Source organism: Serratia plymuthica, from assembly GCF_018336935.1.
Classification (GTDB): domain Bacteria; phylum Pseudomonadota; class Gammaproteobacteria; order Enterobacterales; family Enterobacteriaceae; genus Serratia; species Serratia plymuthica_B.
This window is the reverse complement of sequence record NZ_CP068771.1, coordinates 5,107,389-5,119,784: the sequence shown is the minus strand read 5'-3', so window position 1 is coordinate 5,119,784 and position 12,396 is coordinate 5,107,389. Positions and strand designations below refer to the sequence as shown.

The window sequence follows — 12,396 nt, the reverse complement described above, 5'->3', positions numbered from 1 at the left end:
CATAAAAAAACCCCGCCGATGCGGGGTCTAATCAACTTGAGTGAAGATAGGGCTTGTCAGGCGACCCGCTCAATCGCAGCACCCTGCACTGTCTTTCTGACCGCGATTTGCTCCAGAGACGACAACAGCAGATCGACCTGATCCAGCTTGGGCGCATCGGCCGGCGCATTAACCGCAATCACCTGGCAGCCCGCAGCCAAACCGGACAGGATCCCGGCCGCCGCATCCTCAACCACCACGCAATCTTGCGGTGCCAACCCCAGGCGCTCGGCGCCCAACAGGTAGGCATCCGGCTGAGGCTTGCCATGTTTTACCTGCTCGGCGGTGATAAACACCTCCGGCTGCGGCAAACCGCCGGCGTTACGGCGGGCGGTGGCAACCGGAATAGAGCCGGAGGTGACAATCGCCCACGGAATATCGAGCGCATTCAGCCGCGCCAGCAAGGCAGTGGCACCCGGCAGCGCGGTGACGCCGTCGGTGTCCTGCGCTTCTTCCTGCTCCAGCAGCAAAAACTCCTGCTGAATGGCAGCCTCACTTTCACCGGGCATAAAGTGACGCAACGAGGTAATGGCCTGTTTACCGTGAATAAAATCCAGTACGTCCTGCGGATTAATACCGCGGCGTTTGGCCCAGTTAATCCAGGCACGCTCTACCGCCGGCAGAGAATCAACCAACGTCCCATCAAGATCGAACAGAAAACCCTTACACTCCACAGGAAACCTCTTTTAATCAGGCATTGATAATTTGCGCAATCTCAACGGCGCTCAGGTGATATTGACGTGGGCATGACAGCCAGATAACCAACATACGCTGGTATTTTTCCCACATTTTGGTTTGGGCGTTAAAGCCGTGGCTGCCGGAATCGAAATGAGTATAGCGCCCCTCGGTGGTAACAAGGAAACGCACATAGCTCAGATAGCGCGCTTCCGTAGCCGCATCAAAGCCGAGAAATGCCAGGCGGCGCGCCTCAATCCCCTGTTTCTCTTTCAGATTATCCCAGGATACCTGCAACGCGTGGTGCATCTCCATCACGTTGATGATAGTGCGGCACACCTCTTCGCTCATTTCGCCGAAATCGCGATCCAGCTCGCGCATCTGCAAGCCAAAGCCACGTTCGATGATAGTCTGCAAACGACGGTAACGTTCGGTGTTATCCGGGTCGAGCAGCGTCATCATCTTGTACTGGTTCGACAGGATCAGTCGTTGGGCGTGGGTCATTTCCATCATAATTTCCTCGGTAAATTGCTTATGACGAAAGCATCGCACAGCGCAATATCGCAGGAAATCACAACTCGCAGGTTCTTTGATTTAAACCGGGGTTATTGGTCCGAAGGGTAAAAAGGCCGCAATCAATGCGGCCTTTTCGTTGTTAAAGATCGTCCAGGAAGGTTTTATCCAACTGCTTGAAGGCGCGTTTCAGCAGATCCGCCAGCGTTTGATAGGTCGGAGTCCCTTCCACCGGCGCGACAGCCTGGCCTGCTTCCGCCAGCCTGTTGCGCACCTCATGGAACCACTGCAACAGCGTTGGCGGCAACGGAGTGACAGAACGACGCCCCAGCCACCACAGGCCTTGCATCGGCATGCTGCAGGCGAACAACGCGGTGGCGATCGCCGGACCGAGCTGGCCGCCCAGCGCAATCTGCCAGGTCAAAGTAAACACCGCCAGCGGCGGCATAAAGCGGACGGCAAAGCGGGTGACGCTCGCAACGCGATTCTCCGGAAAGACCGGAGCCAGACGTTTGTCTGACGGCCAGGTTTTCATATAATGCTGCCCGCGCTGGAAGACCTGAAACCAGCTTACGGAACCAGACGGTTTGCTCGTCATCGCGTACCTCAACGTCACGTAGTAAAAATGGGGGGTACTGCAAACACAATACTAAAAAATTTGAAGCTTTAAATTTATTTTGTGTTTGCTGCAGGCTATCGGTATCCTAGGCCGGCCTTTTGGCCGGTAGAAGATGACAATAATTCTGTCAACTTTTAGCCCTATAAAAATGAAGATTACTTAAACCGCAGAGAAATCATCGGTTTTTTCATCGTCATGTGATTTATGCACTTCACATGATGTTAATCATAAATGTCAACGGCATTATGCGCTACGCTTGTTGTCTGATTGACGATTAATTCACCACGTGTATGGGTTTTTCTTTAACAACACGAACTATTTAAGTAGGTACTTCCATGTCGAGTAAGCTAGTACTGGTTCTTAACTGCGGCAGTTCTTCCCTGAAATTCGCTATCATCGATGCTGTCAACGGTGAAGAACACCTCTCCGGCCTGGCCGAATGTTTCCACCTGCCTGAGGCTCGCCTCAAGTGGAAGATGGACGGCGCCAAACACGAAGCGGCCCTGGGTGCCGGCGCTGCGCATAGCGAAGCACTGAACTACATTGTTAATACTATTCTGGCACAAAAACCGGAGCTTTCTGCACAGCTGACCGCTATCGGCCACCGCATTGTGCACGGCGGCGAGAAGTTTACCGCTTCTGCCGTGATCAATGACGAAGTCTTGCAGGGTATCAAAGATTCGATACCATTTGCACCACTGCATAACCCGGCGCACCTGATCGGTATCGCTGAGGCATTGAAATCATTCCCTAACCTGGCGGATAAAAACGTTGCCGTGTTCGACACCGCGTTCCACCAGACCATGCCGGAAGAATCTTACCTGTACGCCCTGCCGTACAGCCTGTACCGCGATCACGGCATTCGCCGCTATGGCGCACACGGCACCAGCCACTTCTACGTGACCCAAGAAGCCGCGAAGATGCTGAACAAGCCGGTTGAAGAAGTGAACGTGATCACCTGCCACCTGGGCAACGGCGGTTCCGTTACCGCAGTGCGCAACGGCAAATGCGTTGACACCTCCATGGGCCTGACCCCACTGGAAGGCCTGGTGATGGGCACCCGCAGCGGCGACATCGATCCGGCGATCATCTTCCACCTGCACGACTCCCTGGGCATGAGCGTTGATCAAATCAACAAAATGCTGACCAAGGAATCCGGCCTGCTGGGCCTGACCGAAGTCACCAGCGACTGCCGTTATGTTGAAGACAACTACGCCAGCAAAGAAGACGCCAAGCGCGCAATGGACGTGTTCTGCCACCGTCTGGCCAAATACATCGGTGCGTACAGCGCGCAGATGGACGGCCGCCTGGACGCAGTGATCTTCACTGGCGGCATCGGCGAAAACGCCGGCATGGTGCGTGAGCTGACCCTGGACAAACTGGGTCTGCTGGGCTTCGAGATCGACCACGAGCGCAATATGGCCGCCCGTTTCGGTAAATCCGGCGCCATCACCAAAGACGGCAGCCGCCTGGCGCTGGTTATCCCGACCAACGAAGAATTGGTCATCGCGCAAGACGCATCCCGTCTGACCGCGTAACGCTCTCCGACACCGTCAGCCAAGGCTGACGGTGCTGTTTTAGCCTCATGTTAATCGTGAAGAGGACTATTCTGTGTCACGTACAATTATGTTGATCCCCACGGGCACCAGCGTCGGTCTGACCAGCGTCAGCCTGGGTGTCATCCGCTCCATGGAGCAGCAAGGCGTTCGTCTGAGCGTATTCAAGCCTATCGCCCAACCACGCACCGGCGGCGACTCTCTCGACCAGACCACCACCATCATCCGCAGCAACTCCACCATTCCGGCGGCCGAACCGCTGCGCATGAGCTACGTTGAGAGCCTGCTGAGCTCCAACCAGCAAGACGTGCTGATGGAAGAGATCGTAGCGCGCTACCATGAGAACACCAAAGACGCGGAAGTGGTGCTGATCGAAGGCCTGGTGCCGACCCGTAAACACCAGTTCGCCAACGCGCTGAACTATGAAATCGCCAAAACCCTGAATGCGGAAATCGTCTTCGTCCTGGCGCTGGGCAACGATTCCCCTGCACAGTTGAAAGAGCGCATTGAGCTGGCCCGCAGCAGCTTCGGCGGCAGCAAAAACAAAAACATCACCGGCGTCATCATCAACAAACTGAACGCTCCGGTCGACGAGCAGGGCCGCACCCGTCCTGACCTGTCCGAGATCTTCGACGACTCCACCAAAGCCAGCGTGACTAACGTCGATCCTGCGCAGCTGTTCGCCAACAGCCCGCTGCCGGTGCTGGGCTGCGTACCCTGGAGCTTTGATCTGATCGCCACTCGCGCCATCGACATGGCCCGCCACCTGAAGGCTACCGTGATCAACGAAGGCGATATCATGACTCGCCGCGTGAAGTCCGTGACCTTCTGTGCGCGCAGCATTCCACACATGCTGGAACACTTCCGCCCAGGCTCACTGCTGGTCACCTCCGCAGACCGCCCTGACGTGCTGGTTTCCGCCTGTCTGGCGGCGATGAACGGCGTGGAAATCGGCGCCATTCTGTTGACCGGCGGTTACGCCATCGATGCGCCGATCAAAAAGCTGTGTGAACGCGCCTTCCAGACCGGCCTGCCGGTATTTATGGTCGACACCAACACCTGGCAGACTTCGCTCAGCCTGCAAAGCTTCAACCTCGAAGTGCCGGCGGACGACCATCAGCGCATCGAGAAAGTGCAGAACTACGTGGCCAGCCACATCAACGCAGAGTGGATCGAGTCGCTGACCGCTACCTCCGCGCGTTCACGTCGCCTGTCTCCACCGGCATTCCGCTACGAGCTGACCGAGCTGGCGCGTAAAGCCGGCAAACGTATCGTACTGCCGGAAGGCGACGAGCCACGCACCGTGAAAGCGGCAGCCATCTGTGCCGAACGCGGTATCGCGGAGTGCGTCCTGCTGGGTAACCCGGAAGAGATCCAGCGTGTCGCTGCGGCTCAGGGCGTTGAACTGGGCAAAGGCATCGAAATCGTCGATCCGGTCGTCGTGCGCGAGCAATACGTGCCGCGTCTGGTTGAGCTGCGCAAGAGCAAGGGCATGACCGAAGTGGTTGCGCGCGAGCAGTTGGAAGATAACGTGGTTCTCGGCACCCTGATGCTGGAGAAAGGCGAAGTCGACGGCCTGGTTTCCGGTGCGGTTCACACCACCGCCAACACCATCCGCCCACCACTGCAGCTGATCAAAACCGCACCGGGCAGCTCGCTGGTGTCCTCCGTGTTCTTCATGCTGCTGCCTGACCAGGTTCTGGTGTACGGCGACTGCGCGATCAACCCGGATCCGACCGCCGAGCAGCTGTCAGAAATCGCGATTCAGTCGGCAGACTCCGCAGCGGCCTTCGGTATCGAGCCACGCGTGGCGATGATCTCCTACTCTACCGGCAACTCCGGTGCGGGCAGCGACGTCGAGAAAGTGCGCGAAGCGACCCGCCTGGCTCAGGAAAAACGCCCTGATCTGATCATCGACGGCCCGCTGCAGTACGACGCCGCCATCATGGCTGACGTAGCGAAATCCAAAGCGCCGAACTCGCCGGTTGCCGGCCAGGCTACCGTGTTCATCTTCCCGGATCTGAACACCGGTAACACCACCTATAAAGCGGTACAGCGTTCTGCTGACCTGGTATCCATCGGGCCAATGCTGCAAGGCATGCGCAAACCGGTGAACGACCTGTCACGCGGCGCCTTGGTAGACGATATCGTTTACACCGTAGCGCTGACCGCCATTCAGTCTGCACAGGCTGATGCGGCTGCCAACGCCTGATAACCCCAGCGTTGTCGGATAAAAAAAGCCGGTCAATTTATTGACCGGCTTTTTCATTTCGGTAACCTGCGACTCATCAGGCGTTTTCGTCGGTGTCGCGTAACGGTTTACCGTAAGCCTGTTCGTTGTTGCGCGTCAGCCACAGCGACAGCGCCTTCAGCGAATCCGGGGTGAACTCGTCGCAGCGGGCGGTGATCTCTTCCGGCGTCAGCCAGCTCACCTCAACCACTTCTTCTTCCTGCAGGGCGAACGGCCCGTGGGACACGCAGCTAAACAGTGCGCCCCATACCCGGCATTGCTCTTCTTCAAAATAGAACAGGCCATGTTCGGCGAAAGGCACGCCGGCAATCCCCAGTTCCTCTTCCGCCTCGCGGCGTGCGGAATCGAGCACATTCTCGCCGCTTTGCACTACTCCGCCCGCGGTGGCGTCCAGCCAGCCCGGATAGAAGTCTTTAATGTCGGTGCGACGCTGCACCAGAATTTTACCCATTCCATCATGCACCACAATATAGGTAGCACGATGACGCAGCCGTTGAGCACGCATTTGTTGGCGACTTGATTGAGCAATCACTTCGTTTTGCTCGTTGACGATATCAACCCACTCGGTATCTGCAGCCTGACCCTGTTCCGCCATCCTCTAAAACCTTCTATTTTGGCGCGTTGCATCCCGCGCACTGGTTAATCAATGAGTGTTTTTCAAAGATTTTTATTGTGTGTGTATAAATTAGTGCGTTAATGCCACCTCTGCAACAGCCTTGCCGCTCTGCAATGTGACCACACTTAAAATGCCGTCCTCCAGTATGCCATAACTGGCGGGAAAGCCCCCCTTCGGAATGCTGACCGACCCTGGATTAAAGCAGTAAATCTCTCCCTGCCGTTCCGCCTGCGGTACATGACTGTGGCCATAGACCAGGACATCGCCGGAAGATAACGGCGGCAGTGCCGAGGGATGATAAAGGTGACCGTGGGTTAAAAACAATCGTCTTTTTTGCAGCAACACCTGCTGCCAGGGTGCGGTGATGGGAAACGTCAGCAACATTTGATCAACTTCACTGTCACAATTGCCGCGAACGGCGATGATCTTGTCGCTATAGCGATTCAATTGTTCGGCAACCTGAGCGGGCTGATAACCTGCCGGCAACGCATTTCGCGGCCCATGATTCAGCAAATCGCCCAGAAGAATCAGCCAGTCGGCGCCGCTTTGTTCAAATCGATCCAAAAGGCTTTCGGTGGCGGGGAGTGAACCGTGTATATCGGAGGCGAATATCAGCTTCATAACCATTCCTTTAGCAGGGGCATATGCGCTATTTTATCTCAGCGGCCAAGGACGGCAAGGCTGACAAGAGGTCAAGACCTCGTTGGCCAAGCATTGTGATGTCTCTTGCGGATATAGCATCAGACGAATCTCACATAGCCTGCTATTCTTAGCTGCTATTGTTGGTAACCTTAATGCCCGCGGTCTTTCAAGTTGCAGCTTGGAATTCATGGGTATAATTGAAACTCTGATGTACCTTTGTGCGCGGCGAAGACCGCGACAACGTGTAATGACTTACAGATCACTTTACCGCAGGAGGCACCATGATTGACCTGTATTACGCGCCTACTCCCAACGGTCACAAGATTACCCTGTTTCTGGAGGAGGTTGGCTTACCTTACCGTATCCACCGCGTCAATATCAGCGCCGGCGATCAGTTCAAGCCGGACTTTCTGAGCATTTCACCCAACAACAAAATCCCGGCGATTGTCGATCAGCAACCGGTTGACGGCGGTGCGCCCATCAGCCTGTTCGAATCCGGCGAAATCCTGCTGTACCTGGCGGAGAAAACCGGCAAGTTGCTGAGCAAAGGGCTGCGCGAGCGCGCCGCCACGCTACAGTGGCTGTTTTGGCAGGTGGCGGGTTTTGGGCCCATGCTCGGGCAGAATCACCATTTCAACCATTACGCGCCGCAGCCGGTGCCTTACGCCATCGAGCGTTACCATCTGGAAACCAAGCGCCTGTATGGCGTGCTGGAAGCCGAGCTGCAAAAACACCCGTATCTGGGCGGCGACAACTACAGCATCGCCGATATCGCCACCTATCCCTGGGTGGTTTCGCATCCGCGCCAGCGCATCGATCTGGCGGATTATCCGGCGGTGCGCAACTGGTTCGAACGTATCAGCAACCGCCCGGCGACCGGGCGCGCCTATAAGCTGGCCGAGCAAGGTTAACCACCCGACTCCCCGGTTTCCGGGGAGTTTCTCCCGGCTCGTTATCTTTTCCCTACTTTCCGTGTATTCTGAGCGCCAATAATCAGACCTGTGGAGACTCTCTGATGTCATTCAGTCAACCCGACGCCATTATTCGTATCAAAAATCTGCGGTTGCGTACTTTCATCGGTATCAAGGAAGAAGAAATCAACAATCGTCAGGACATCCTGATTAACGTGGCAATCCACTACCCGGCGGATAAGGCGCGCAATAGCGAAAACATCGACGACGCGCTCAACTACCGCACCATCACCAAAGCGATCATCCGCCATGTTGAAGATAACCGCTTCGCCCTGCTGGAAAAATTAACTCAGGATGTGCTCGATATCGTGAAAGAACATGCCTGGGTAACCTATGCTGAAGTAGAGATCGATAAACTACTGGCCCTGCGTTATGCCGACTCGGTTTCCATGACCATGAGTTATCGCCGGGGCTGAAACAATAGCGTATCAGGGAGGTTGACCATGCGGATCCTGATCACCGGCGCCACAGGATTGATAGGGAGCAGCCTGACGCGGCGGCTGCTGAGTCTGTCTCACTCAATCACGGTGCTGACCCGTGACGTACAACGTGCGCATGAACGGTTTGGCGAACAAGTCAGCTACTGGTCAACGTTGCAGGACCAAACGTCGCTGGATGGCTTTGACGCCGTGATCAACCTGGCCGGTGAGCCTATCGCCGATAAACGCTGGAGCAAGGCGCAGAAAGCGCGCCTGTGCCACAGCCGTTGGGATCTGACAGAACGGTTAGCGGCGTTGATTAACGCCGGCAGCTCGCCGCCCGGCGTGCTGATTTCCGGCTCCGCCGTCGGCTACTATGGCGATCAAGGCCAGGCAGTGGTCACCGAAGATGAAGCTCCGCATGACGAATTCACCCATCAGCTCTGCCAACGGTGGGAATCCCTGGCGCTGCAAGCACAAAGCGACGCAACCCGCGTCTGCCTGCTGCGCACCGGCGTGGTGCTGGCAAGCACAGGCGGAGCGCTGGCGAAAATGCTGCCGCCGTTCCGTCTGGGGCTGGGCGGGCCGATAGGCGATGGCCGCCAATATCTGCCCTGGATTCATCTGGACGATATGGTCAACGGTATTCTTTATTTGCTGGAACACGCCACCCTGCAAGGCCCCTTCAATATGGTCGCCCCCTATCCGGTGCACAATGAACAGTTCGCAGCCCAACTCGCCAACGTGCTCGATCGTCCGGCGTTTTTGCGCGTGCCGGCATTTGCCATACGTTTACTGATGGGAGAAGCGGCGGTGCTGGTCCTGGGCGGTCAGCGGGCGGTGCCGAGGCGGCTGGAGGAAGCGGGTTTCAGTTTCCGTTTTCTGGAACTGGAACAGGCGCTGGATGACGTTATTAATCAACGGCTCGACAGCCGCTGAGCGGGATGCCTGGGGCCAGGCAGAACCGGCCCCAGGCAAGCGTTTATTTTAAAGCGCCGGAAAGGAACTGCTGCAGGCGCGGGCTTTTTGGATTGCCGAACAGCTCGGCCGGTGGCCCCTGCTCTTCAATCAGCCCCTTATGCAGGAAAATCACGTGGCTTGAAACATGGCGCGCAAATTCCATCTCGTGCGTCACCACCACCATGGTTTTCCCCTCTTCAGCCAGCTTCTGCATGATGCGCAGCACTTCGCCCACCAGCTCCGGATCCAGGGCCGACGTCGGTTCATCAAACAACAGCACCTCCGGCTCCATCGCCAACGCACGGGCGATGGACACGCGCTGCTGTTGCCCCCCGGACAGATGCACCGGATATTTACCGCGCGCGCGTTCGTCGATGCCCACCTTATCCAGATAGCGCACTGCGCGCTCGCGCGCTTCGGCCTTGCTCAACCCCAGCACCTGCACCGGCGCTTCCATCACGTTCTCCAGCACCGTCATGTGGCTCCACAGGTTAAAATGCTGGAATACCATGGTCAGACGAGTACGCAACAATTGCAGCTGTTTCTTGTCAAACACCTTCAGTTGGCCGTCTTTGTCGCGCACCATGCGGATATCTTCGTTGTTCAGGCTGATGGAGCCTTCGCTGGGTTTCTCCAGGAAGTTAATGCAGCGCAAAAAGGTGCTTTTACCTGACCCCGAAGAGCCAATGATGCTAATCACATCCCCTGCGTTCGCCGCCAGTGACACGCCTTTCAGTACTTCGTGTTCGCCATAACGTTTATGCAGTTCAGTGACGGCTAATTTATTTTCAGACATGGTTTTTCCCCGTCATTATCAGTGATTAACGTGCGCCATCCAGCGTTTTTCTGCCTTGCGGAACAGGCTGATCAGCACGTAGGAGATCGCCAGATACAGCACCGCCGCGATGCCGAAGGCATAGAACGGCTGATAGGTCGCCGCGTTGATATCGCGCGCGATCTTCAACAGATCCGGTACGGTGGCGGTAAATGCCAGTGCGGTGGAGTGCAGCATCAGGATCACTTCGTTGCTGTATGCCGGCAGCGCGGTACGCAACGCCGAAGGCAGAATGATACAGCGGTACATTTTGAAGCGAGAGAAACCATAGGCGCTGCCCGCCTCAATTTCACCGTGCGGCACCGCGCGGATTGCCCCGGCGAAGATCTCGGTGGTGTAGGCGCAGGTGTTCAGCGTCAGCGCCAGAATGGTGCAGTTAAGCCCGCTGCGGAAGAACGCGTTGAGGAAATCCGAACCCCGCACGATCTCCAGGCTGTACATCCCCGAATAAAACACCAGCAGCTGCACATACAGCGGCGTGCCGCGGAATATGTAGGTATAGAGCCACACCGGAAAACGCACCCAGGAGATTGAGGAAACGCGCGCCACCGCCATCGGTATCGCCAGCAAGCCCCCCATCACCACCGACGAGATCAGCAGCCATAGCGTGACCGCCACGCCGGTGAAACGGTAGCCGTCGCTCCACAGCAGCGATTGCCCATACTGTTGCAAAATCTCGATCATAATTCGGCCCTCTTGACGCCCAATGAATAACGCCGTTCAAGCCACAGCAACACGCCATTGGAAGCGGTGGTAAAAATCAGATAAACCACACCGGCCACTATCGCAAAGAAGAATGGCTGATAGGTGCCTTTGCCAGCCAGTTGAGTGGCTTTCACCACGTCGTTCAAACCCAGAATCGACACCAGCGCCGTCGCCTTGAGGATCACCTGCCAGTTGTTGCCGATACCCGGCAGGGCAAAACGCATCATTGCAGGGAACAAAATGCGGCGGAAAATCTGCGAGCCGGAGAAACCGTAGGCGGTAGCCGCCTCGATTTGCCCCTTCGGCACCGCCATATAAGCGCCGCGAAAGGTTTCCGTGAAATAAGCGCCATAGATAAAGCCGAGGGTGATAATCCCCGCGCTGAGCGGATCGATATCAATTTGCGAAAAACCGAGCAGTTCTGTGAGGTTGTTCAGCGCAATCTGCAGACCGTAGAAAATCAGCAGCATCAACACCAAATCAGGCACGCCGCGGATCAACGTGGTATAGGCACCAAACAGCGTAGAAAGCAGGCGGTTATGGGAAAGCTTGCCGCCGGCACCGATCAAACCAATCACCAGCGCCAGCAGTACGGAACTGAGGGCCAGCTCCAGCGTCACCAGAGCCCCCTCAAATATCAGTTGGGAATAGCCTTGCAGCATCTACTTCACCCTGTCGTCATTGGAGCCCGAACCATCGGGGCCAGCGAACTGACCCCCGTAGTCACACCATGGAACGGTACGTGGGATTAACCGCCGTAGACGTCAAAATCGAAGTATTTTTTCGCAAACTTGTCGTAAGTGCCGTCTTTGCGCATCTCGGCAAAGGCTTTATCCAGCGCCGCCTTCAGCTCGGTATCGGTCTTGCGCAGCCCCATGCCGGTGCCCACGCCAAAGAACTTGTCATCCTTCACCGATGCGCCGGCGAAAGCGTAATCCTTGCCCGGAGGTTGCTTCAGGAAGCCGTCGCTGCCCGCCACTTCATCCTGGAAAGCGGCATCGATGCGGCCGGATGCCAGGTCGGCGTACACCAGGTCCTGGTTCTGGTAAGGCACCACGGTGATGCCCTTAGGCTGCCACATGGCGTTCGCATAGGCTTCCTGGGTGGTGCCTTGCAGCACGCCCACGCTCTTGCCTTTCAACGCGTCCACGGTTGGCAACAGCTTCGAGCCTTTCGGCGCGATCAGGCGGGCGTTAGCGGCGTACAGCTTGTCGGTAAAGGCAATTTCCTGCTGGCGTTTTTCGGTGATCGACAATGAAGAGATGATGGCGTCAATTTTCTTCGCCTTCAGAGAGGGGATCAGCGCGTCAAAATCGCTTTCCACAAAGGTACATTGGGTATTTATGCGTTTGCACAGCTCTTTGGCCAAATCGATATCAAAGCCGACCAACTCACCTTTGGCATTTTTGGATTCAAATGGTGCGTAGGTCGGATCGGTACCTATCTTCAGCGTTGATGGCACTGCGGCGAATGCGCTGCTTACTGCGCTCAAAGCCAAGACTAAAGGAAGAACCTTAACCAGCTTTTTCATAAATTACCCTCAAATTGATTTTTTTGATGCCACTGCGGGCATTACTTTCCCACCAAATCAATTT

The 12,396-nt window shown here is 56.3% G+C and carries 14 protein-coding genes; 5 read left to right on the top strand and 9 right to left on the bottom strand.

Annotated elements, in window-relative coordinates; all coding sequences use genetic code 11:
• Nucleotides 1–56: 56 nt before the first annotated feature.
• The 3 genes from JK621_RS23795 to yfbV form a co-directional block, all read right to left on the bottom strand.
• The gene (locus JK621_RS23795; protein ID WP_212557913.1) at nucleotides 57–713 is read right to left on the bottom strand and encodes a sugar phosphatase; all 657 of its coding nucleotides are present in this window, start codon (nucleotides 711–713) and stop codon (nucleotides 57–59) included.
• A 16-nt stretch (nucleotides 714–729) separates the two neighbouring features.
• Complete coding sequence (locus JK621_RS23790; protein ID WP_212560278.1) at nucleotides 730–1,224, bottom strand: YfbU family protein; 495 nt, start codon at nucleotides 1,222–1,224, stop codon at nucleotides 730–732.
• A gap of 145 nt (nucleotides 1,225–1,369) precedes the next feature.
• On the bottom strand, nucleotides 1,370–1,825 hold the full coding sequence (gene yfbV / locus JK621_RS23785; RefSeq protein WP_006317028.1) for a terminus macrodomain insulation protein YfbV: 456 nt from the start codon (nucleotides 1,823–1,825) through the stop codon (nucleotides 1,370–1,372).
• A gap of 356 nt (nucleotides 1,826–2,181) precedes the next feature.
• Between yfbV and ackA the strand changes: the two genes are divergently transcribed.
• Together ackA and pta are read left to right on the top strand one after the other, a co-directional pair.
• Entirely contained in the window at nucleotides 2,182–3,384 is a 1,203-nt protein-coding gene (gene ackA / locus JK621_RS23780) for an acetate kinase (RefSeq protein ID WP_212557912.1), read from the top strand.
• Between the two features lie 73 nt (nucleotides 3,385–3,457).
• On the top strand, nucleotides 3,458–5,614 hold the full coding sequence (gene pta / locus JK621_RS23775; protein WP_212557911.1) for a phosphate acetyltransferase: 2,157 nt from the start codon (nucleotides 3,458–3,460) through the stop codon (nucleotides 5,612–5,614).
• A gap of 76 nt (nucleotides 5,615–5,690) precedes the next feature.
• On the opposite strand, the gene yfcD is transcribed toward pta, so the two are convergent.
• The gene (gene yfcD / locus JK621_RS23770) at nucleotides 5,691–6,248 is read right to left on the bottom strand and encodes an NUDIX hydrolase YfcD (protein ID WP_004947308.1); all 558 of its coding nucleotides are present in this window, start codon (nucleotides 6,246–6,248) and stop codon (nucleotides 5,691–5,693) included.
• Between the two features lie 90 nt (nucleotides 6,249–6,338).
• Nucleotides 6,339–6,890 (bottom strand): phosphodiesterase, encoded by a 552-nt coding sequence (gene yfcE, locus JK621_RS23765; RefSeq protein WP_212557910.1) that lies wholly within the window; start codon nucleotides 6,888–6,890, stop codon nucleotides 6,339–6,341.
• A 302-nt stretch (nucleotides 6,891–7,192) separates the two neighbouring features.
• Between yfcE and yfcG the strand changes: the two genes are divergently transcribed.
• From yfcG to JK621_RS23750, 3 genes are all read left to right on the top strand, one after another.
• Nucleotides 7,193–7,822 (top strand): GSH-dependent disulfide bond oxidoreductase, encoded by a 630-nt coding sequence (gene yfcG / locus JK621_RS23760; RefSeq protein ID WP_004947314.1) that lies wholly within the window; start codon nucleotides 7,193–7,195, stop codon nucleotides 7,820–7,822.
• Nucleotides 7,823–7,926: 104 nt separating this feature from the next.
• Nucleotides 7,927–8,298 carry a dihydroneopterin triphosphate 2'-epimerase gene (gene folX, locus JK621_RS23755; protein ID WP_006317046.1) on the top strand — a complete coding sequence of 124 codons (372 nt, stop codon included), beginning with the start codon at nucleotides 7,927–7,929 and terminating at the stop codon, nucleotides 8,296–8,298.
• 27 nt (nucleotides 8,299–8,325) lie between these two features.
• Nucleotides 8,326–9,240: a TIGR01777 family oxidoreductase gene (locus tag JK621_RS23750; protein ID WP_212557909.1), complete on the top strand. Its 915-nt coding sequence runs from the start codon at nucleotides 8,326–8,328 to the stop codon at nucleotides 9,238–9,240.
• Between the two features lie 43 nt (nucleotides 9,241–9,283).
• Here the strand turns inward: JK621_RS23750 and hisP are convergent, their stop codons facing one another.
• The 4 genes from hisP to hisJ all read right to left on the bottom strand — a co-directional run bounded on the left by hisP (nucleotide 9,284) and on the right by hisJ (nucleotide 12,332).
• Nucleotides 9,284–10,057: a histidine ABC transporter ATP-binding protein HisP gene (gene hisP, locus JK621_RS23745; protein WP_006317049.1), complete on the bottom strand. Its 774-nt coding sequence runs from the start codon at nucleotides 10,055–10,057 to the stop codon at nucleotides 9,284–9,286.
• Nucleotides 10,058–10,075: 18 nt separating this feature from the next.
• Nucleotides 10,076–10,780 (bottom strand): ABC transporter permease, encoded by a 705-nt coding sequence (locus JK621_RS23740; RefSeq protein WP_212557908.1) that lies wholly within the window; start codon nucleotides 10,778–10,780, stop codon nucleotides 10,076–10,078.
• The gene (locus JK621_RS23735) at nucleotides 10,777–11,463 is read right to left on the bottom strand and encodes a histidine ABC transporter permease HisQ (protein ID WP_212557907.1); all 687 of its coding nucleotides are present in this window, start codon (nucleotides 11,461–11,463) and stop codon (nucleotides 10,777–10,779) included. Before JK621_RS23735 ends, JK621_RS23740 begins: the two co-directional genes overlap by 4 nt.
• A gap of 86 nt (nucleotides 11,464–11,549) precedes the next feature.
• A complete protein-coding gene (gene hisJ / locus JK621_RS23730) occupies nucleotides 11,550–12,332 on the bottom strand; it encodes a histidine ABC transporter substrate-binding protein HisJ (protein WP_212557906.1) in 783 nt (260 codons plus the stop codon).
• Between the last annotated feature and the right edge of the window lie 64 nt (nucleotides 12,333–12,396).